The organism is Pontibacterium granulatum, from assembly GCF_029961155.1.
GTDB lineage: Bacteria > Pseudomonadota > Gammaproteobacteria > Pseudomonadales > Balneatricaceae > Pontibacterium > Pontibacterium granulatum.
This window is the reverse complement of record NZ_JASBRH010000029.1, coordinates 29758-49288: the sequence shown is the minus strand read 5'-3', so window position 1 is coordinate 49288 and position 19531 is coordinate 29758. Positions and strand designations below refer to the sequence as shown.

The window sequence follows — 19531 nt, the reverse complement described above, 5'->3', positions numbered from 1 at the left end:
CCAAAGGCCTCATCAGCACAACAAGGGATTGGCTCCTGCGCGAGCCGAAGAACAGCTTAATTTACTGTCCGGAATTAGTTGACCACTACAGATTGTCTCCAAAAATCACGGAAGAATAGTCGTATTACCCTACATCAAAGAAAGTGGGGGTTACGTGAAAGGTCATACCAAGAATGCACCCAACGATGGGCGTGCCACACCCAGACACCCTAGTGATTATGTGGAGCTACCGTTCAAAGCTCTGCGTGACGATCTGATGATAGGTCTATTCGGTGAGTTGAATTACGAATAACAGAGAAGTAACGTGATAAAACTATGCCAAAACAACCGCGAGCCAATGCCAAAAACGGCGCGCGGTTACATTTAAGCATCTCTTTCCGCCCTTTTGTCGCTACATCCGGGACACATCATTTTAGCTGTCGCATTTTCGCTACAACGCCATAGCCCTTTAAAACTGAGCTTTTCCAGCACCTGATCAATTCCTGTCGCCAGATACAGACACAAATAGCGTCAATTTCAGAACTATTGTGCTGTTTTTTTCTTCTTTATCCTAAAGCCTTCACAAAGAATCATTTAAATACTTGTTTTTAAAGGATTTTAAAAAGTTGGCACACCGTTTGATATATACATTGCGATTTGAAACTACAGCCAACTCAAAATTTGAAGGAATCAAGTATGAAAAAGACGTCTGCAATCGCTCTGGCTGCGGTACTGTTGGCATCCCCTGTTGTGGTGATGGCAACCGATACTACTGCAGAAGAAAAACCAACTGCATTCGAGCAGCTGGACCAGAACAAAGATGGCAAGATCAGTGCTATTGAAGCGAAAGATACCGCTCCACTGGCACAGCAATTTGAAGAACTGGACATCAACAAAGATGGCTACCTGACGGAAGCCGAGTTTTCCCTTATCCAGACAGATACGGAAACAACTGCACGTCTATTTTCTAAAAGCGCTGTATTTACTCTCTAAGTCACAGCATTAGCGCCCCGAGTCATATCCCTCCCAACTGATGACTCGGATGCGCCCCCTAACAGGCCATATTACCTACCCTACCCTACCCAATATGGCCTGTCCCCTTTCACAATGGACTTAACCTCATGGACGCTTTGGTAGATAATTTTCGTTATTGCATTCACATATTTCGACCGTTCATGACTCAGTCCCGCTTCGCCAACTGGCGCCCCAATTCGCTCAAACAGCTGGTTTTACTGGCATTTATCCTAGTGGTCATGCCACTGGGCATCCTGCTGTTTCAGGCCAGCAACGCACTGGTTGAGCAATCCGCAATGGGACGCGATCTGGCCAGACAGTCCCTTGAGATAAGCCGTCGAGGCCAAACCATGCAGCTGCTTGCCGAAGACATCACCCGCGCAGCCCGCCAGTACAAAATTCTTGCTCAGGAAGAGATCAAACTCCGCCTCATCGATCAACTCGACGATTACCGACAGCTGCTGACCATCCAAAGCTTTGCGCTTGATGAAAGCAATCACATTCAGCTGATATACAAACACCTCGACGAGCTGACGGACGATCAGTTTGATCCTGACAACCTGATACTGATCAGCCTGACCCGTGAATTGAATGTTCGCTTGGATCAAGCATTGGATATCCGCTTGAAAGATCTGAATACCGTCGCTCACAACACACAGAATGAATTGGTGATCCAGGCATCAATTCTGATCGCGATGTCGGCGATCTTAATGGTGTTCTTCAGTCGCCGGATCAGTCGGCCTGTCTTGCGCCTTGGCAGCCGTATTCGTGCACTTGGACGTGGAGAACGCAGCTTCGGCACACGCATTGGTGGCCCCCGGGAACTGGTCGAACTGGATGAACAGCTGGATTGGCTCAGCCAGCAACTGGAGCAATTGGAAGGCGAAAAACAGCGTTTCCTGCGCCACATGTCGCACGAACTGAAAACACCATTGACCACGTTGCGCGAGGGATCGGACCTGCTGGCAGAAGAGGTCGCCGGCAACCTGAACGATTCTCAACGGGAAATTGTAGGCCTGCTGCAGACCAACGCAGTTCAATTGCAGTCTCTGATCGAACAGCTTTTGGACTACAACCGACTGGGTCAGCAGGAACCGGTCCAACCACAGAAACTGGACCTACGCATGCTGATCAACGAGGCGCTGACACCGCATAAGCTGTTGTTGGAACAGAAAAAGATTCAGGTCTTCACTCCGGAAAACAAGGTATACTGTCACACTGACCGGGAGATGCTGATGCGAATTCTCAGCAATCTGATCTCGAATGCCGCCCATTACGGTTACAAGGGGGGCGAGCTCGCCATCAATGTATCCGAGGCAGCAAACGCCATGCTGATTGATGTGGAAAACAGCGGCCCCGTTATTCCAGATGAGGATATCCCTCATCTGTTCGAACCGTTTTACCAAGGCAGCCACAAACGTGCAGGCGCCATCAAAGGCTCAGGTATTGGCCTGAGCATCGCGCAGGATGCAGCCCATGCTCTGAAATCCGAACTTAGCCTGCACTACAACCAACAGAACAAAGTGTGTTTCCGCCTGGCTTTAAGTGAATTGAGTACCTGAAGATGCGTATAGGAATCGTGTTACTGCTGAGCACACTGATCACAGGCTGTGAGTTTCAGCGCCAATTGAAAGAGTTCTACGAAGATACACCTGATGCTTTGACGGGCTGCCATATAGGCGACGAACGCCTTAGTGGGCTTCTTTATCAGGAGCGTAACTTTTTGTCCGCCAAAACTGACAAACGCACAGCGATGATAAAACAGGCAATCCTTGCGGGAGATCACCCTCAAACCGCCCTGCTGTTATCACAACCTTCCGCCAGCGCCAGCGATCTGGAGAAGTCCCTGCAATACTTCAGTAAGCAGGGAATCAATCCAACCCGGGATTGCCCGGGTGATCGTTACCTGCTGTTGCGTTTTACACAAACCAAACTGATGCTGGATAACAACCAGCAACGTTACCAGCTGCAAGAAGAAAACCAGGAACTGCGTAAGAAGATTGAAGCGCTGACTCAGATAGAACGGGAGATCAGCCGCGATCGGGAGATAGCCCAGTGAGTGCCCACATTCTGCTTGTCGATGACGATACCAGCCTGCTGAAACTTTTAAGCCTGCGCCTGAGTTCAAGCGGTTACAAGGTAACCTGCGCGGAAAGTGGCCCACAGGCCTTACAACTGCTGGATGACAACATCGACCTGATGTTGACCGATCTGCGCATGGAAGGCATGGACGGACTGGAACTCTTTAATCAGGTGCAGAAGCGCCGCCCTGAACTGCCGGTAGTAATTATCACCGCTCACGGCTCCATTCCAGAAGCGGTAAAAGCAACACAGGACGGCGTGTTTGGGTTCCTGACAAAACCGATCAACCGCGAACAACTGCTCGAAACCATTGAGAGCGCACTCTCCGGCACACCCTCCAGCCCGGATGACTGGAGCCAGGAAATCGTTACCCGCAGCACCACAATGGCTGACCTGCTGGCACAAGCCGAACGTGTGGCTCACTCTGCGGTAAGCGTGCTGGTCAGCGGTCCCAGCGGTAGTGGTAAAGAACTGCTCGCCCGTGCCATCCACAAGGCCAGCCCGCGCCGTAGCCATCCGTTTGTGGCAATCAACTGTGGTGCCCTGCCCGAACAGCTGCTGGAATCGGAACTTTTTGGCCACGTCAAAGGCGCCTTTACGGGTGCAGTCAGCCGCCACGAAGGCCTGTTTCAGGCGGCCAATGGGGGCACGCTGTTCCTTGATGAGATTGGCGATATGCCGATGCCGCTGCAGGTGAAACTGCTGCGGGCACTGCAAGAGCGCCAGATCCGCCCGGTCGGCAGCACCGAAACCATCCCGGTTGATGTACGCGTTATCTCCGCGACCCACCGCGATCTGGACAAGGCGATGCAGGAGAATGACTTCCGTGAAGACCTCTACTACCGTCTCAACGTGGTGAATCTCTGCCTGCCGCCCCTGCGCGAACGCCCGGAAGATATCCCGCTTCTGGCCCGCTACTTTGTTGAACGTGCTGCCGAGCGCCATAACAGCAGGGTAAAAGGACTGTCACCGGCCGCTCTGACACTGCTGGCACAGATGGCCTGGCCCGGCAATGTACGTCAGCTGGAAAACGTGATTGAACAGGTCACCGCCCTCAGCACCACTCCGATCATCTCCGAGGGTGCTATTGCCCAGGCGCTATCCAACCAGGATCACGTCCTGCCAACCTTCAATGATGCCCGCGCTGAGTTCGAGAAACGGTATTTGATCAAGGTGATGCAGATCACCGAGGGCAACGCCAGCCAGGCAGCCCGCATCGCCGGACGTAATCGCACCGACTTCTATAAGTTGCTCAACAAGTACGATCTGGAACCCGCACAGTTCAAGTCCGAGAACGGTCGAAAGGCGAGCTGATTCAGACAGAAATCCGATGGGCTGGTGTGATCTCCAGCCCTCCCCTTCGCTCTACCCCCCTACCGCAGAACACGTCAAATTCCAGCAACTTAGCCGCTATAAGCCGTCTATTTCGCATTTTTAGCCGCACGATACATCCACCCTTTTCTCAAGAAGAGACTGGTCACCCAGGACGAAAACGACGCATTTATAGCCTAAAATGTCGCAATATTTTCCAATACGATCTCATTAACCGCTTAATGTGTATTCTATTGCTGAGCGCATGACTATTAGCAATACGCACCCATTAAAAACTATAAACAACTGCGAGGTCGCGTGTGGAAACTCTAGATTTCCTGACATCCAACATGGAGCTGATTCTGAAACTGACGCTGGAGCATATCTCTCTGGTTTCAGTGGCAGTCGGGCTGGCCACCCTGACCGGTGTACCCATCGGTATCGCCATCACTCAGAACGAGAAGCTGGCAAAAGCTGTGCTCTATATAGCCTCAATCATCATCACTATCCCATCCATTGCCCTGTTTGGTCTGATGATCCCACTGCTCTCCACCTTCGGACACGGCATCGGTTACCTACCTGCGGTCATTGCCGTTTTGCTGTACTCCCAGCTGCCGATCATCCGCAACACCTACACCGCAATTAACAACGTGAATCCTAGCTTACGGGAGGCCGCCCGAGGCATCGGTATGAGCCCGCGTCAGCGCCTACGTATGGTGGAAATCCCGCTATCCATTCCGGTGATCATGGCCGGTGTGCGTACAGCGGTTGTGATGAATATCGGTGTAATGGCAATCGCAGCCTATATCGGTGCCGGCGGCCTGGGCGTGCTGATCAGCCGCGGTATCTCCCAGAGTGATCCGCGACAGCTGGTCGCCGGTGCAATCGCCGTCAGCATCCTTGCGATCGTAACGGACTACGCCCTGCTCTGGCTCCAGAAACGCCTAACCCCGAAAGGCCTGACCACAGCCTAAACCCGACCTTTAGTACTGATTTCCGCTGAGACAAGACAATGATAACAATCGACAACCTCACCAAAATCTTTGAAACCCCAAACGGTCCGGTTACCGCTGCAGACCATATCCAGATGGAAGTGCCCGAAGGTGAAATCTGCGTTCTGTTGGGCCCATCCGGTTGTGGTAAAACCACCACGCTGAAGATGATCAACCGCATCATCCCATCCACCTCAGGCCGGGTACTGATCGGTGGCGAAGACACCACCGGCATGAACACCGTCGATCTGCGCCGCAACATCGGCTACGTCATTCAGCAGATCGGTCTGTTCCCAAACATGACCATTGAAGAAAACATCGCCATCGTCCCAAAACTGCTGGGCTGGGATGCAGCCAAATATAAGGCCCGCGCCAAAGAACTGCTGGAGATGGTGGCGTTGGATCCATCCGTATTCCTGAAGCGTTACCCGAAAGAGCTGTCGGGTGGACAGCAACAACGTGTGGGTGTTGCACGAGCGCTGGCCGCCGATCCCCCTGTGATGCTGATGGACGAGCCGTTCGGCGCAATCGACCCGATCAACCGTGAAGTGATCCAGGACGAGTTCCTGAAGATGCAGCAGGAACTGAAGAAAACCATCATGTTCGTCAGCCACGACATCGACGAAGCAGTAAAGATGGCAGACCGTATCGCGATCTTCCGCGATGGCAAACTGGTGCAGTACGACACGCCGGATGACCTGCTGGCCCATCCGAAAGACAAGTTCGTCGAAAACTTCGTGGGTGATGACCGTGCGCTGAAACGCTTGCGACTGGCAAAAGTCAGCCAGGTGATGGAAAGCCCGGGAAGCTACGTCACTGAACGGGATAACCTGTCCACCGCCCTGCACCGCATGGAAGAGCATGGTTACTACCACGCTATTCCACTGGTGAACGCACAGCGTCAGCCTATCGGTTATGTCTCCAAGGGGGTTGCCAAAACTACCGGTGGTACTTGCGGCGAACACTACTTCGGCCTCAAAGCGATTGCCCACGTGAATGATGACCTGCGCAAGATCGCATCGTTGATGTTTACCCACGACCAGACCTGGCTGCCGTGTGTAGATGATAACGGTGTGTTGGTTGGCTATATCTCCCAGCGCGGCATCACCCACTACCTAGGGGCCACCTATCACCGTGACGGTGGCGTTGCGCCGCTCGAGCCGATGCTGCAACAGGCTTAAGCCAGGAGCGAAACCATGGATAAACAAACACTAAAACGCTACCTCTACGTAGGACTGGTGCTGCTGGCCTTTGTTCTGGGCATTCAGCTCGAGGGTGATGGCTTCATTGATGAGATGTACAGCTATCAGGAAGACGTGATGTATCTCGTTGTACAGCATATCGAGCTGGTTGTGATCTCCGGCGCCATTGCGATCGCGGTTGCGATTCCACTGGGCACCATCCTGAGCCGTCCACGCTTTGCCGCGATTGCCGAGACCGCAATGCAGGGCCTGAACATCGGTACCACAATTCCAACCCTGGCAATCCTGGCGCTAGCCATGAGTTTCCTGGGTATCGGTACACTCCCAGCGGTATTTGGTCTGTGTATTGCGTCGCTGCTTCCGATCGTACGCAACACCTACACCGGCCTGAAAGAAGTACCTGCTCACATGAAAGAAGCAGCAGCTGGTATCGGCATGACCGCCAACCAGATGCTATTCAAAGTTGAACTGCCCAATGCCCTGTTCGTTATCTTCGCCGGTATCCGCACCGCGCTGGCGATCAATGTTGGCACCGCACCTCTAGCCTTCCTGATTGGCGGTGGCGGTCTGGGCGAACTGATCTTCACCGGTATTGATCTGGATGAACCGTACATGATGCTCGCAGGGGCTATCCCTACCGCTATGCTGGCCATATTGGTGGACATCCTGATCGCCGCAATCGCATTTCTGATGGTTCCCAAGGGAGTCAATCCACAACGCGCATAACCTGAATAGACAAAAATAACAGGAGATATTCAAAGATGAAGCGTATTACCAAACTTGCTGCTACAAGCCTAATCTCTATGGCAATGGCCCTTCCGGTAAAAGCAACCGAACTGGTTATCGGTGGCAAGAACTTCACCGAACAGCAGCTGCTGACCGAAATCACCTCCCAGTACCTGAGCAAAAACGGCTACGATATCGAGCGCAAAGCGGGCATGGGCAGCTCCGTGCTGCGCAAAGCCCAGGAAAACGGTCAGATCGACCTGTACTGGGAATACACCGGCACCTCGCTGCTGAACTACAACAAGGTTAAAGAGAAGGTTCCCGCAAGCGAAGTGTACTCCCGTGTTAAAGAGCTGGATGCCAAGAGAGGCCTGGTATGGCTGAATGCCTCAAAGGCAAACAACACTTATGCACTGGCAATGCGTCGTAGCGACGCGGACGACCGTGGCATCAGCACCCTGACTGATCTGGCCAAAGCCGTAAATACAGGTGGCGGCCTGACGTTGGCGGTGAATGCGGAATTTTATGCCCGCAAAGACGGTCTGAAACCACTGCAGAAAGCGTACGATTTCAAGTTCCCACGCTCTGACATCAAGCGTATGGATACCGGCCTAACCTATACCGCATTGAAGGAATCCCAAGTTGATGTGGCGCTGGTGTTCGCGACCGATGGCCGTATTCCGGCATTCGACTTCCTAGTGCTTAAAGACGACAAAAACTATTTCCCTGAGTACGCGATCACACCGGTTGTGCGTGAAGAAGCCCTGAAAGCAAATCCGAAGCTGGCGGAACAGATGAACAAGTTGTCAGCTTTGATCGATAATTACCATATGTCTGACCTGAACGCGCGTGTAGACGTTCAGCGCCAGTCAATCGAACAGGTTGCTTCCGACTTCCTGGAAGAAAACGGACTATAAGCGTGAGGGCTCAACCCCAATCGGGGTTGGGCCTACAGCCCCAACGTGCAGATGAATCCTGACAATGGCACATATACTTATCATTGAGGGCGATACGCCCGAGCAACTGCGCATCAACGTTCAACAGGGAGTGACCAGCAATGCGCAGTACTACCAGAATGCACTGTTAAGCTGTCGGCCGAATACCGTTACTCAGCTTCTGCAGCCTTACCATCCGGACTTTTCACTGCAAGATCTCACCTTCGATAATGTGGACGGAATCGTTTTTACCGGTTCCACCGTAAACTGGTCGGTCGACGCACCGGAGGCCAAACCTCTGCGGGATACCATGGAAAAAGCACTTAGCAGTGGTAAACCTGTGCTGGGCTCTTGCAACGGTATGCAGCTGGGCGCGGTGGTACTGGGTGGTAGAGTTCACTCCTCACCCAACGGTTTGGAACTGGGTTTAGCAAAAAAAATCCAGCTGACAACCGAAGGCCAAAAGCACCCGATCCACGCAGGCCGTAACACAGAATTTACCTGCCCATGCATCCACCGAGATGAAGTCTCCGAGCTTCCAAGTGGAGCTCTTCTGACGGCAACCAATGCCCACTCACCGGTGCAAGCGTTTACCTATGAAAATAACGGCGTGAGTTTTTGGGGGATGCAGTATCACCCGGAAATTTCCGCAACCGAGATCGCCGATATCGTCGAAGCCGACGGTCTGTTTGCCTCCGGCGCCTCCTTGGCACGCGATCTTCGTCTACTGGAGAGCGAGTCCAAAGCAGATGCGTCAGCACGACTGGGGGTAGATGCCAAAGACCTCGTTCCACACACGAGGATGCTGGAGCTGACCAATTGGTTGGCGCTGATAGCCCATCGCTCATCATTGAGCGGCTTTACCAAAGGCCGCTGAACATAACCGGATTATCCTTAATCAATTGCTAACAGGGCAGATGGCCACACCTGCCCCAGGACACTTTTGTCATGCAAAAGATCACTCATTTCATTCATCAGCTCGAATTCAGCCAGTTGCCAAACGATGTAGTTCACCTGGCCCGAATCTGCACTCTGGATCTGCTCGGTGTCGCAGTAGCCGGACACAAAACCCGCTTAAGCCGCATTCTGGGCGAATTCGTTACCAGCCAGTATCCGGGGAAAACACCACTGCTGTTCAGCGATAAGCACGGCAGCCTGGTGGGGGCGACTTTGTTCGGCGGTATGCTGATCGACAGCATCGACGCCCACGATGGACAGGTCCTCACCAAAGGCCATGTTGGTGTGGCGATTTTACCAGCACTGCTGGCACTGGCGGAAGAAGAAGCACTTTCCGGTGAGGCGTTCATTAATGCCGTGGTCATCGGCTACGAAATAGCCACCCGTGCAGGTATAGCCTTGCACGCCAGCGCAGAGGATTACCACACCTCCGGTGCCTGGAACTGTATCGCCGTTGCAGCGATTGCTGCACGCATCCTGAAGCTGGATGAACAACAAACACTGGAAGCCCTGGGCACGGCTGAATTCTACGGCCCACGTAGCCAGATGATGCGTTGCATCGACTTCCCGACCATGGTGAAGGATGGTTCTGGCTGGGGTGCCATGGCAGGCATTAGCGCTGCCCTGTTGGCTCGCTCCGGTTTTACCGGCGCACCGGCGATCACATTGGCGGATGAAAAACTGGCTCCAATCTGGGATGACCTGGGATCCCGCTGGTACATCTTAGAACAGTACTTCAAAGCTTATCCGGTCTGCCGTTGGGCCCAACCGGCCGTAGAAGCCGTACGTCAGATCCGTAGCCGCGAAGCGTTCGATCCAGATCAGATCGAAACAATCCATATCTACAGTTTTCATGAAGCCACCCGCCTGCACGTCAAACGCCCGCAAACCACTGAACAAGCGCAGTACAGCCTGCCTTTCTCCGTTGCCTCTGCGCTGATCGACGATGTGGTCACCGCCGAAGCAGTAGCCGAAACAGAGCAGGGATTGGGCAATCCACAACGGCTGGATCTCAGTAGCCGTGTTGTTACCCACGAGACCGATCAATACAACGCAGTATTCCCGGCCGAGCGCTGGGCTCACGCGGAGGTTGAACTGAAGGATGGCCGTACGCTGAAATCAGAACCATCGATTGCACGTGGCAATCCGGAAAACCCGCTCACGGATGAAGAACTGATCGAGAAATTTTACACCCTGAGTACATCAGGAATCAGCCGTGAACAGGCTGACGAGATCTGTGACTTAACGCTAAAGCTGGACAGGTTGAGCTGCACAGAGTTGAAACACTACCTGAAACTATTGAGCGTTTAAGCCCTATAACAAGCACGTTTAGCGCAGCCTGGCTGCGCTTTTTTATTTGAGTAATTTGTAAGTTGGGCACGTCTTACTGCTTGGCCAACCTACCACTCTTCCCTGCCAAGCAGGTTGGTCATCACAAACTGATGCCCAACACATCAAAGCCTAAACGCTGTTAATTCACAGCAAAACCCAGCTTGAGTTTCTCGTGTAGCTTTTGAGCCTGACGCTTTACTCTATCGACGTACTGAACTTTTTGCGGATCGCGATAATAGCGGTCAACATGCCACTCGGAAGATAACCAACTACTTGCCGGTACGGGCTCTACATTGGAGTAGTATTCCGGATTGGTAGCATGCTGATATTCAACAAAGTTCCCATACTCAGTCAGTCTGTGCTGAGAATATACTGCGAAGCTCGGCATCTCTAATCGATGCTTCTTAATATATTCCAGCGTTTTCCGCGCAGCCGAACCTGTTTTCTGCGTTCTCGCTGTCACAAAGTAGTTAATGCCCCAACAATCTTGCTTTTTGCCTTCGACATTTGTTCTAACTTCTTTGTACAGTAGATCTCGGCGCTCACAGAAAGAACTGCTCCAATATCCAGCGGTTCCCCCTTGATCAAGAGCACTCATAACCAGCAAAGCATCTGTAAGCACTTTGCCATCACTCTTTATCAAGGAAACAATGCCGAAAGGACGATTTCGATCACTTATATGAAATTGAGAGCCAACGTATGTCCATTTTCCTTCAGGCAACGGAAGCTCATGATTACCAATACTTAAAGTGTCCTCGAACACCATTCCTTGTTGGTAGGCTTTTATCTTTTCTTTGGCAGGATTGGTTACACATCCAGGTAACACAACGGTTGAAGCGATAATGGCGCAGGCAAGCAGTTTCTTGGCTTGTTTCATTTAGGATTCCTTCCTGATGTTTTCCTTAAGCGTGAGCAGTATCTCCCATCAACCTTAGAAACAAAACCCAACCTAACTGTAGTTCAATAAGTTATTGATTATGCTCACACAAAAAAGCCGCCCTAAGGGCGGCAAGAATGGCTAGCAAAAGCACGAGCTAGTCGACCATTATGAGGATTAAAATCCGTACAGCCGAGCGGGGTTCTCGACCAATATTGCCCGACGTTGTGCCTCTTCGGGCGCCCAAGCAGCCAGCAGAGACAGCAGGTCTCCTGCATTAGGCATTGGGATAGAAAAGTGGGGATGCGGCCAGTCAGAACCCCATACGCAGTTTTCCGGGTTCGCTTCGATCAGCGCCTGCGCAAATGGAGCAACGTCACTGTAAGGCGGCAACTGTTCGCCGGTAATGCGATAAGCACCGGACAATTTCACCCATGCCTCACCATCAGCCAGCAAACGCAGCAGTGACTGGAAGCCATCATGATTAATTCCCTTGGCGCAGCTCATATGCCCCATATGATCTACTACCACGGGTACCGGCAGTTTTCGGATGCGAGATTCCAGATCATCGAAATCGGATACATCTACCAAAAACTGTATATGCCAGTTACGATCTGCCAGACGTTCCGCCAATCCCTGCACATCCATCCACTCGATACCGCCTTTAAACAATAGATTCATGCGTACGCCACAATGACCTGCCGCTTCGAGCTTATCCAACTCAGCGTCACTAACATCAGCGGCGACAACCGCAACGCCTTTGTACTGCTTACCTCGATTGTTCAGGTAATTCAGCGTATCCATCTGCAGGCTGTTGTCGGTGCCATACACACTGGGTTGCACCAGCACACCGCGTTCAATCCCCAGACGCTCATGCATATGCAGATAAGCGCCCGGTGGTGCATCGGGTGGGGTATAGGTGCGGTTTAGTGTGTAGGGATAACGATCCTGGGGACCAAAGACATGTGCGTGGGTGTCACAGGCACCAGCGGGCAGTTCGAACTCGGGAGGCTTCGGAAACGGATCAGCCGCATCACAGAGAGGAATATTATCGTCCATCGGTATCTCCAAATGCTGCAGGTAGACAATCATCCACCTGCAGCAATCTGATCATCAAACGTTCTCAGCAACCCAGTTTGCAATGTGACCGGAGAACTCGATGAAACGCGGGTCATCATCCAGCATCCACTCTGTATGACCGCCATTTGCTAGCAGGAACAGGGACTTAGGACCTGGGTAAGCCGCATACAGGGACTTCGGCTCAGTCACCGGATGCAGGTCATTCTCTGCACCGTGCGCGATCAGTAGCGGGATCACGCTGAAACGCTCATCCAGGTGCGCTTCGGGTTTGAAGCTGATCAGGGAGTCTGCAAAATCAAAATCGGAGGTTACGCCGTAGCCCGGTGCTTTCACCAGCTCCGTGTAGACGTATTCGCGGCTTACCGGATCCAGTGGGTAGATCTTGAATGGATCGATACCTTCCTTCTCGCCACCTTTCGCCAGGCGAAGACGCTCATCTGCCATAAACTGCTTGAACTCTTTCCAGCCGTGTTCACCGCGCAGCGCTTTCTGTACACGTACTGCATCAAAGAAACCGTTCATCGCCACCAGGCCATCAACCATACCTTCGCAAAGACGCACAGCATCAAGAATCAGGCCACCCGCCATGCCCCAACCCGCCAGAACTACTTTGCGGTTTTCAGCATCGGCACGTTCACGCACAATAGCCACGGCATTCGCGATATCACGTACCTGTTCTTCCAGAATTACGCGCTCACGGATACCCTCAGATTCACCAAAACCACGGTAGTCGAAGCCAAATACGGTATAACCTTTTGGCGTCCAGGCACGTGCATAACGCTCTGGGTGAATGTTTTTCTGACCGGTAAAACCGGAACACGCAATTACGATTGGCAGGTCTGGATTGTTGTTGGATTCATCGGTGAAAAACGCACCGTCAAGCTGCAGGCCATCGCTATAAAATTTAACTTTCTGTTCGATCATGATTCGTGATTCCGATCTCAAAGTGGGATTTTTATTGTTAACACCGGAATCCTGTAATCCCGGCTGTTGGAGTAAATAATCGCCAAATCACGGTGGTCAAAATCTGAAAATTACGACATCATTGAATAAAATTACGACTTCTTGGTAGTTCTCTGTATGTCCTCCGCCTCTTCCGATGTTCAACATGTCGGCTTCTTCCTGATTCAGGATTTCTCCATGCTTTCTTTTTCCGCGGCACTGGAACCACTGCGTATGGCGAACCGCATGAGTGGAAAGCACCTCTACGAATGGCACTTTCTGACGCCCGATGATAAGACGGTTACTGCGAGCAATGGCCTGCCTTTCAGTCCGACATTGAAACAGTCGGAATCCGATCAGCTGGATATTCTTCTGGTTGTCGCGGGTATTGGCGCACAACATGCGGGCAACCCAGAGCTGTACCACTGGCTGAAACATAACAGTCGCAAAGGGATTGGCATGGGGGGAACATCAACCGGTAGCTTGATTCTTGCAAAAGCAGGCTTGCTGAAAGACCACACCTGTACCATCCACTGGGAGAATCAGGCCAGTCTCGCCGAGCAGTTTCCCATGCTGAACGTTACCGGCGAGCTATACGAAATCGATCGCAACATCATGACCTGCTCAGGCGGACTAGCTGGCTTGGATATGATGTTGCAGATGATCTCCTGGAAGCATGGTGAAGAACTCGCCAAAGACGTCGCCGAGCAGTGTATTCACCCGGCAATTCGCCCCGCACACGAGAAGCAACGGATGGAGCTACAGATGCGACATCCAACAAACCACCCGCGGTTACTAAAAGCACTGGAATTGATGCGTGCGAACATTGAAGAGGTGCTGACATGTCAGGAGATCGGTGACCTTGTTGGCCTTTCGACGCGACAGCTTGAACGATTGTTCCGTAATACCGTTGGCGCGTCTCCCGCCACCCACTATATGAACCTGAGGCTGGAACGCGCCCAACACCTGCTTCGCCAGTCCACCCTCTCCATTCTGCAAATCAGCACTGCCTGTGGCTTCAGCTCAACCTCTTACTTCGCACGCTGTTATCGCAATCACTATGGACACTCGCCACGAGATGAACGGAATGCGTCTCCATCCTGAAGCGTTTGGTTCATGACTTGTTGCGATGAAAGTTTTTATCTTACAAATAAGGCACTTCTCAACTGTCGTCACACGGATCAGTGAATGCTTAATCAAGTATTCAATTACCTCCTACAAGGCCATCTGTAGTTCGATAGGTTGCTCAACCTTGTTGAACATTCCTACAAATATCCAAATTTCAATTGAAATTTTTCCCATATATATACCGCGGACACATATGTATATTGCTTAACCATCAGTACACAAGCAGAGTGTCTTTATGGAAAGCCAAAAGGAAGTTTGTTCGCGTTGTTTCACATTGAAGAACACGGAGGCAGGTCACCGGACCCTCACTGTTCAAGCCTTGGTCGGACACAGTGAGCTAAAAGAGATCGCTAAATTCGAAACCCTCAGCCTTCACACGTGCGAAGTTTGTGGTACCAATTGGAGTTTCGATCCAGGCCTTGGCTGGCGGATTAGTACCGAGTGCGTTCATGCCCCCGTGTAGTGTGTATCCAAGGCAACGTATCGACAGAGAACAGGCTTGTTCCTAGTCGAGAGTTACACCCATAGCACAAACCAGTTGAACTAAACGACAGAACATCTATCTCTTTTGGTAGTAGGTTAATAAAACAAAAGGGAGAACGTTTATGGAGTTCGTCACAGATGATGCCACCGTTCAATGTATCCGGATCGTTCCTGGCGATCAGGGCAACCCAGACACACGCGTGGTCGTCGCTACTTTCGATTCAGCGGTTGAGACTATCGCCCCTCACGTGGCTGCCAAGCTTAGCGAGATAGAAATTCGAGAGCTAGAACTCTGGCTCGAGGACAGGGCAAAGCTGCAAGCCGAGCTAAATGAAACGCCTGCGGAAATTGCCGCCCTCAAGGCTCTACCGCAGATGATTGACCAGGCATGTGACTCACTTGGCAACTTGAAAGAGTTAGACAGAGACACCTATCAAGCCCTCATGAATGCCGTTTCCCACCTATCCGACGCACTGGCCCAAGTTCAAAACATAACGGAAAATGCCAGAACGGAGCTAAACCACCTTCAAGACAGTGAGGAGCTAAAAGAAAAGCTGGACGCTTTTAAACACAGTATCGGTGATTAGCGCCCAATCGGCGCCAAGATCGCCCCTGTGAGCTTCATCAGATCTACAGCTGACATCTCGATCTCCAGGCCTCGGCGGCCCGCGCTCATGCAGATAGCGTCGTATTTTTCTGCACTGCTGTCGATCACCATCGGCAGGCGTTTTTTCTGGCCCAGCGGACTGATCCCTCCGACCACGTAGCCGGTTGCCCGCTCGGCATCGGCCGGGTTGGCCATGGCTACTTTCTTGGCCTTTAGCGCGGATGCCATCGCTTTCAGATCCAACTGGCCTGACACCGGTACAACACCTACGGCGAGCTTGCGGTTGTCGCCGTTGATCTCCACCAGCAAGGTTTTGAATACACGGCCGTACTCCATACCCAACGCATCGGCCGCTTCCTCTCCATACGAAGCCGCCGCTGGATCGTGGCTGTACTCATGGAGTGCATATTTCACTTTGCCCTTTTTGGCCGCGTTAATTGCCGGTGTCATCGTAAGCTCCTTAAACAACAGAGCGGCCATTATAGGCCGCTCTGTTTTAATCCCCAAATATCGCGGGTATCTGGTCTTACCACACCAGGCGCTTCGCTTACTCGCCGCGTTTCCCACGCCCCACAAGCACATCCGCAATATCGATCACATCAATGATGGTCCCTTCCCCTTTGCTCATACGGATCACCTTGTCCTGCACTCGGATTATCTCTTCGGTCGCAGCATCGTAAGGCAAACGTTCAGCTAGCTGCTCTGGAATTGGGTGAGATGCGGCACGCACTTCACGGTCAACCACATCACCACGTTCAAGCTTACGCTGCCAGCCCGGAGGTAACTCTCCGCCGCGATCCAGTTTTTTCTGCAGACCGGGGGGAAGGTCTTTTACTTTGCCACCTTTGTGTCCCTTTTCGCCATGGTCGGCATAATATTCCCGGATAACATCGTGTTCCTGTGCTGAGAAGTAGCGCTTGTGTTCGGCTTTTTCCTTCCCTTTATCTGACTTGGCCTTCTTCGTCTCTTTCTGCTGATGTTTTTCAGCCTTCTTGCCATCACCCGCCCACTCTGGCTTAGCGGCCAATGCTGGACTTGAAGTCAACGCCAGACAAATCAATCCTATTAATATGCGCATAACAACTTACCTATCGATCTTGCTGATTTTGGCCCCTTCAAGCGTAAGGTTGTACATCAGCCCTTTATTGGAAAAAATAAAACCAATGACCGGCTGCTGGGCCGTGTTGCTGTCGATCTCACCACCCGCACCCAGGGTCGCAACCGCCACACTGCCATCAACACCCGCTTCCCAACCATCGCTGTTAAGGAATTTATTCATTGCGTCATTGGTCATGAACAGAATGACCTCTGCCTTCAACTGTGCCCCAAACTGAAGCCCTACAGAAGCCGAAACTACACTGTAATAACCACTCGTTTTACCGCCACGCAAAAGTGCACCCTCACCATACTCGCCACCGATACCAAACCCTGCTTTGATTACTTCAGGGAACACGAGTATTCCCGCCGCTTTCTGGGACAAGCGCTTGGCGGAAGACGAGGTTTTATAGAGATTGCTCAGCGCCTCCTGGACCTTCGCGTCGATCTCTACTCCGGAAGCGGCCCCGGCATGCGGTACCACCAGCAGCATGCTGATCACCAACAGAAATGCACATTGAAGTTTCCGTAACATCATCAATCTCCCCCGTCACTGGGACTGTTGCTGTGTTACTTACCTGTAAAGGCCTTAGAACGAAAATAGCAAAACTGTTCCGTTTCCGATCTCAGGTGTCCTGAACTTCAGCGTAGTGTGATAACCGGGTTCTGGCAAAAAGATCACGACAATGTGAGTGCAACGGCCGTAAAAAGTTCGCAAAAGTAGGAACTTGAAAGGATTGTTGGGCATTGCTGCACAATGACCAGCCTACGGGTACGGTGTGTAATGTAGGTTGGCTATCGCGCAGAGATACCCAACAAAACTCACACAGATTAAGAAAACCGGAGCCCAGTGCGAATTAGGGTCCGTTGGTCATTGCATAGCAATGACCAACCTACAGGTACTGTGTGAAAGGTAGGTTGGCCATCACGTCGTGATGCCCAACACAAATCATGCAGATAAAGAGAGGTGCTCGAAGGTGTTCATGTTCACCAAACACTGGGCGTGGTTTTCCACTTCCACCGTCTGGATCGGGAACTGTTTATACCACTTGAATACAGCACGCTGACCGCTTTCCAACGCAGCATCCAGGTTGGCGTGGTACTGGACTGGGATCACCGCATGCAGAAACTGGGGACGGCCGTCAGCATAAAGCAACGTAATCGCATCCGGCTGCTGCTTCGCCTTGTCGATCAACAGACCAATCAACGCTTCGCTGATCAGCGGTGTGTCGCAAGGCAGCACGAGCAGATGTGAGTGGCGGCCATCCAGATGGTTCATCGCCGCCTGCACACCCGCCAACGGGCCAACAAAACCCAGGGTATCGTCGGTCACTGTGGCCACGCCGAAACGGTCGTAGGTTTCACGGTTGCGGTTGCAGCTGATTACCTGTTCATCCACTTGGGATAGCACGCGATCAAGCGTCCAACGAATCATCGGCCCCTGCCGGAACGGCACCAGGCCTTTGTCCTCACCGCCCATGCGGCTCCCCTGACCTCCAGCCAGAATAACGGCTGCGATTGAAAGGAAGGATTCACTCATCGCCGTGACTCCTCAGCCCAGGAGCCCGTCAAATGGAATAAATTCCAGCGGATCACCTACCGCCACCGCCTGTTCGGCTGGAATGACCAAAAGACCATCGGACATCACCGATGAGCTCAGTACACCGGAGCTTTGGCTGTGAGCGGGTGCAGCGACCAGTTCTCCATCTTGTGCACTGAGCGCTGCTCGCAGAAACTCTTCACGTGCCACCACTTTGGTGCGCTCGTAACCGCTCTTCACGGTATAACGCTTCGGCAGAACTTCACTGCTGCCCTGCATGGTTTTGATGTACGGGCTAGCCAGCATCAGAAAGGTCACCAGCACCGCAGCGGGGTTACCAGGCAGGCCGATAAACGGGGTCTGACCGACCCGTCCGTATGCCAGTGGTTTACCCGGCTTGATGGCCAGACGCCAGAGCATCAGCTCACCCAGGCTCTCCACAGCGGCTTTAACATGATCCTCTTCACCAACGGATACACCGCCACTACTGATCACCAAATCAGAGCGTTGAGCTGCAGATGCCAGCGCATCCAGGGTTACCTGTGGGTCATCTTCGATAATGCCGGGGAAGATCACTTCAATCCCCATGCGCTCCAGCAACCCTTTCAGAGTGAAGTAGTTGGAGTTGTAGATCTTACCCGGACCGGCCTCTTCACCCGGCAATACCAGTTCATCACCGGTGGTCAGAATGGCCACTTTGAGCCGTCGATACACAGTGACGTTAGCCACACCCACGGAGGCAATAACGCCCAGGTGACGTCCATCCAGTTTCGTACCTTGTTTCACCACACAACGGCCGGGCTGGATATCCTGTCCGGCAGGACGGATATGATCTCCGACCTTGGGGAGCATTAACAACTGGATATCTTCACCCACATGACGGGTTTGTTCCTGCATGATTACCGCATCGGCACCCGGCGGGATCTCCGAACCGGTAAAGATGCGTGCGGCAGTACCCGGTTCCAGACGTGTGCCTTGCTGCCCTGCTGCGATACGCTGACTAACAGGAACCAACAGGCTTTCCGGCAATGCGCTGGTATTCACTGCATAACCATCCATCGCGCTGTTGGCAGCCGGTGGCACTGCAATCGTTGACAGTACATCCGCAGCCAATACACGCCCTGCAGCGTCCTCCAGCGGCACGGTTTCTGTTTCAGTAACCGGCTTTGCAGAATCCAGCAAACGCTGCAAACCCACGTTAAAGGACATCAGGCGGTCATAGTCGCAGCTACACGCAGTCATAGTAGAT

Annotated in this window: 20 protein-coding genes; 12 read left to right on the top strand and 8 right to left on the bottom strand. The window is 52.4% G+C overall.

The genetic code is table 11. The annotated features are described in order from the left end of the window. Positions 1-675: 675 nt before the first annotated feature. From QKW35_RS18865 to QKW35_RS18820, 10 genes are all read left to right on the top strand, one after another. Positions 676-972 (top strand): EF-hand domain-containing protein, encoded by a 297-nt coding sequence (locus QKW35_RS18865; RefSeq protein WP_282355650.1) that lies wholly within the window; start codon positions 676-678, stop codon positions 970-972. 182 nt (positions 973-1154) lie between these two features. Then, positions 1155-2555, top strand: a complete 1401-nt coding sequence (locus tag QKW35_RS18860; RefSeq protein ID WP_282355649.1) for a sensor histidine kinase — start codon at positions 1155-1157, stop codon at positions 2553-2555. 2 nt (positions 2556-2557) lie between these two features. Beyond that, a complete protein-coding gene (locus tag QKW35_RS18855; protein ID WP_282355648.1) occupies positions 2558-3052 on the top strand; it encodes a hypothetical protein in 495 nt (164 codons plus the stop codon). Then, positions 3049-4389, top strand: coding sequence for a sigma 54-interacting transcriptional regulator (locus tag QKW35_RS18850; RefSeq protein ID WP_282355647.1), 1341 nt, complete (start codon positions 3049-3051; stop codon positions 4387-4389). Before QKW35_RS18855 ends, QKW35_RS18850 begins: the two co-directional genes overlap by 4 nt. Positions 4390-4736: 347 nt before the next feature. Further along, complete coding sequence (locus QKW35_RS18845; RefSeq protein WP_345774509.1) at positions 4737-5360, top strand: ABC transporter permease; 624 nt, start codon at positions 4737-4739, stop codon at positions 5358-5360. Positions 5361-5398: 38 nt separating this feature from the next. Further along, on the top strand, positions 5399-6559 hold the full coding sequence (locus QKW35_RS18840) for an ABC transporter ATP-binding protein (protein WP_282355645.1): 1161 nt from the start codon (positions 5399-5401) through the stop codon (positions 6557-6559). A 15-nt stretch (positions 6560-6574) separates the two neighbouring features. Further along, positions 6575-7306 carry an ABC transporter permease gene (locus QKW35_RS18835; protein WP_282355644.1) on the top strand — a complete coding sequence of 244 codons (732 nt, stop codon included), beginning with the start codon at positions 6575-6577 and terminating at the stop codon, positions 7304-7306. A gap of 35 nt (positions 7307-7341) precedes the next feature. Continuing rightward, positions 7342-8223, top strand: a complete 882-nt coding sequence (locus QKW35_RS18830) for a glycine betaine ABC transporter substrate-binding protein (RefSeq protein ID WP_282355643.1) — start codon at positions 7342-7344, stop codon at positions 8221-8223. Positions 8224-8287: 64 nt separating this feature from the next. Then, positions 8288-9118 (top strand): type 1 glutamine amidotransferase, encoded by an 831-nt coding sequence (locus tag QKW35_RS18825; protein WP_282355642.1) that lies wholly within the window; start codon positions 8288-8290, stop codon positions 9116-9118. 71 nt (positions 9119-9189) lie between these two features. Then, positions 9190-10509 carry an MmgE/PrpD family protein gene (locus QKW35_RS18820; RefSeq protein ID WP_282355641.1) on the top strand — a complete coding sequence of 440 codons (1320 nt, stop codon included), beginning with the start codon at positions 9190-9192 and terminating at the stop codon, positions 10507-10509. A gap of 160 nt (positions 10510-10669) precedes the next feature. Here the strand turns inward: QKW35_RS18820 and QKW35_RS18815 are convergent, their stop codons facing one another. The 3 genes from QKW35_RS18815 to QKW35_RS18805 form a co-directional block, all read right to left on the bottom strand. Then, positions 10670-11407, bottom strand: coding sequence for a hypothetical protein (locus QKW35_RS18815; protein ID WP_282355640.1), 738 nt, complete (start codon positions 11405-11407; stop codon positions 10670-10672). A 177-nt stretch (positions 11408-11584) separates the two neighbouring features. Beyond that, positions 11585-12466, bottom strand: coding sequence for an amidohydrolase family protein (locus QKW35_RS18810; protein WP_282355639.1), 882 nt, complete (start codon positions 12464-12466; stop codon positions 11585-11587). Positions 12467-12520: 54 nt separating this feature from the next. Continuing rightward, positions 12521-13411 carry an alpha/beta hydrolase gene (locus tag QKW35_RS18805; protein ID WP_282355638.1) on the bottom strand — a complete coding sequence of 297 codons (891 nt, stop codon included), beginning with the start codon at positions 13409-13411 and terminating at the stop codon, positions 12521-12523. A 156-nt stretch (positions 13412-13567) separates the two neighbouring features. Between QKW35_RS18805 and QKW35_RS18800 the strand changes: the two genes are divergently transcribed. Further along, a complete protein-coding gene (locus QKW35_RS18800) occupies positions 13568-14533 on the top strand; it encodes a GlxA family transcriptional regulator (RefSeq protein WP_282355636.1) in 966 nt (321 codons plus the stop codon). A 629-nt stretch (positions 14534-15162) separates the two neighbouring features. Then, entirely contained in the window at positions 15163-15627 is a 465-nt protein-coding gene (locus QKW35_RS18795) for a hypothetical protein (RefSeq protein ID WP_282355634.1), read from the top strand. On the opposite strand, the gene ybaK is transcribed toward QKW35_RS18795, so the two are convergent. The 5 genes from ybaK to QKW35_RS18770 all read right to left on the bottom strand — a co-directional run bounded on the left by ybaK (position 15624) and on the right by QKW35_RS18770 (position 19524). Beyond that, complete coding sequence (gene ybaK / locus QKW35_RS18790) at positions 15624-16097, bottom strand: Cys-tRNA(Pro) deacylase (protein WP_282355632.1); 474 nt, start codon at positions 16095-16097, stop codon at positions 15624-15626. The genes QKW35_RS18795 and ybaK overlap by 4 nt on opposite strands. A gap of 97 nt (positions 16098-16194) precedes the next feature. Further along, the gene (locus tag QKW35_RS18785; protein WP_282355630.1) at positions 16195-16725 is read right to left on the bottom strand and encodes a hypothetical protein; all 531 of its coding nucleotides are present in this window, start codon (positions 16723-16725) and stop codon (positions 16195-16197) included. 6 nt (positions 16726-16731) lie between these two features. Next, positions 16732-17280 carry a BPSL1445 family SYLF domain-containing lipoprotein gene (locus QKW35_RS18780; protein ID WP_282355628.1) on the bottom strand — a complete coding sequence of 183 codons (549 nt, stop codon included), beginning with the start codon at positions 17278-17280 and terminating at the stop codon, positions 16732-16734. Positions 17281-17691: 411 nt separating this feature from the next. Further along, positions 17692-18282, bottom strand: coding sequence for a molybdenum cofactor guanylyltransferase MobA (gene mobA, locus QKW35_RS18775; protein ID WP_282355627.1), 591 nt, complete (start codon positions 18280-18282; stop codon positions 17692-17694). 12 nt (positions 18283-18294) lie between these two features. Continuing rightward, a complete protein-coding gene (locus QKW35_RS18770; protein ID WP_282355626.1) occupies positions 18295-19524 on the bottom strand; it encodes a molybdopterin molybdotransferase MoeA in 1230 nt (409 codons plus the stop codon). Positions 19525-19531 lie beyond the last annotated feature (7 nt).

Excerpts from the sequence above, each read along its gene's own strand:
- QKW35_RS18865 (WP_282355650.1), top strand. The coding sequence starts at position 676 with ATGAAAAAGACGTCTGCAATCGCTCTGGCTGCGGTACTGTTGGCATCC.
- QKW35_RS18860 (WP_282355649.1), top strand. The coding sequence starts at position 1,155 with ATGACTCAGTCCCGCTTCGCCAACTGGCGCCCCAATTCGCTCAAACAG.
- QKW35_RS18855 (WP_282355648.1), top strand. The coding sequence starts at position 2,558 with ATGCGTATAGGAATCGTGTTACTGCTGAGCACACTGATCACAGGCTGT.
- QKW35_RS18845 (WP_345774509.1), top strand. The coding sequence starts at position 4,737 with ATGGAGCTGATTCTGAAACTGACGCTGGAGCATATCTCTCTGGTTTCA.
- QKW35_RS18840 (WP_282355645.1), top strand. The coding sequence starts at position 5,399 with ATGATAACAATCGACAACCTCACCAAAATCTTTGAAACCCCAAACGGT.
- QKW35_RS18835 (WP_282355644.1), top strand. The coding sequence starts at position 6,575 with ATGGATAAACAAACACTAAAACGCTACCTCTACGTAGGACTGGTGCTG.
- QKW35_RS18830 (WP_282355643.1), top strand. The coding sequence starts at position 7,342 with ATGAAGCGTATTACCAAACTTGCTGCTACAAGCCTAATCTCTATGGCA.
- QKW35_RS18825 (WP_282355642.1), top strand. The coding sequence starts at position 8,288 with ATGGCACATATACTTATCATTGAGGGCGATACGCCCGAGCAACTGCGC.
- QKW35_RS18820 (WP_282355641.1), top strand. The coding sequence starts at position 9,190 with ATGCAAAAGATCACTCATTTCATTCATCAGCTCGAATTCAGCCAGTTG.
- QKW35_RS18815 (WP_282355640.1), bottom strand. The coding sequence starts at position 11,407 with ATGAAACAAGCCAAGAAACTGCTTGCCTGCGCCATTATCGCTTCAACC.
- QKW35_RS18810 (WP_282355639.1), bottom strand. The coding sequence starts at position 12,466 with ATGGACGATAATATTCCTCTCTGTGATGCGGCTGATCCGTTTCCGAAG.
- QKW35_RS18805 (WP_282355638.1), bottom strand. The coding sequence starts at position 13,411 with ATGATCGAACAGAAAGTTAAATTTTATAGCGATGGCCTGCAGCTTGAC.
- QKW35_RS18800 (WP_282355636.1), top strand. The coding sequence starts at position 13,568 with ATGTCCTCCGCCTCTTCCGATGTTCAACATGTCGGCTTCTTCCTGATT.
- QKW35_RS18795 (WP_282355634.1), top strand. The coding sequence starts at position 15,163 with ATGGAGTTCGTCACAGATGATGCCACCGTTCAATGTATCCGGATCGTT.
- ybaK (WP_282355632.1), bottom strand. The coding sequence starts at position 16,097 with ATGACACCGGCAATTAACGCGGCCAAAAAGGGCAAAGTGAAATATGCA.
- QKW35_RS18785 (WP_282355630.1), bottom strand. The coding sequence starts at position 16,725 with ATGCGCATATTAATAGGATTGATTTGTCTGGCGTTGACTTCAAGTCCA.
- QKW35_RS18780 (WP_282355628.1), bottom strand. The coding sequence starts at position 17,280 with ATGATGTTACGGAAACTTCAATGTGCATTTCTGTTGGTGATCAGCATG.
- mobA (WP_282355627.1), bottom strand. The coding sequence starts at position 18,282 with ATGAGTGAATCCTTCCTTTCAATCGCAGCCGTTATTCTGGCTGGAGGT.
- QKW35_RS18770 (WP_282355626.1), bottom strand. The coding sequence starts at position 19,524 with ATGACTGCGTGTAGCTGCGACTATGACCGCCTGATGTCCTTTAACGTG.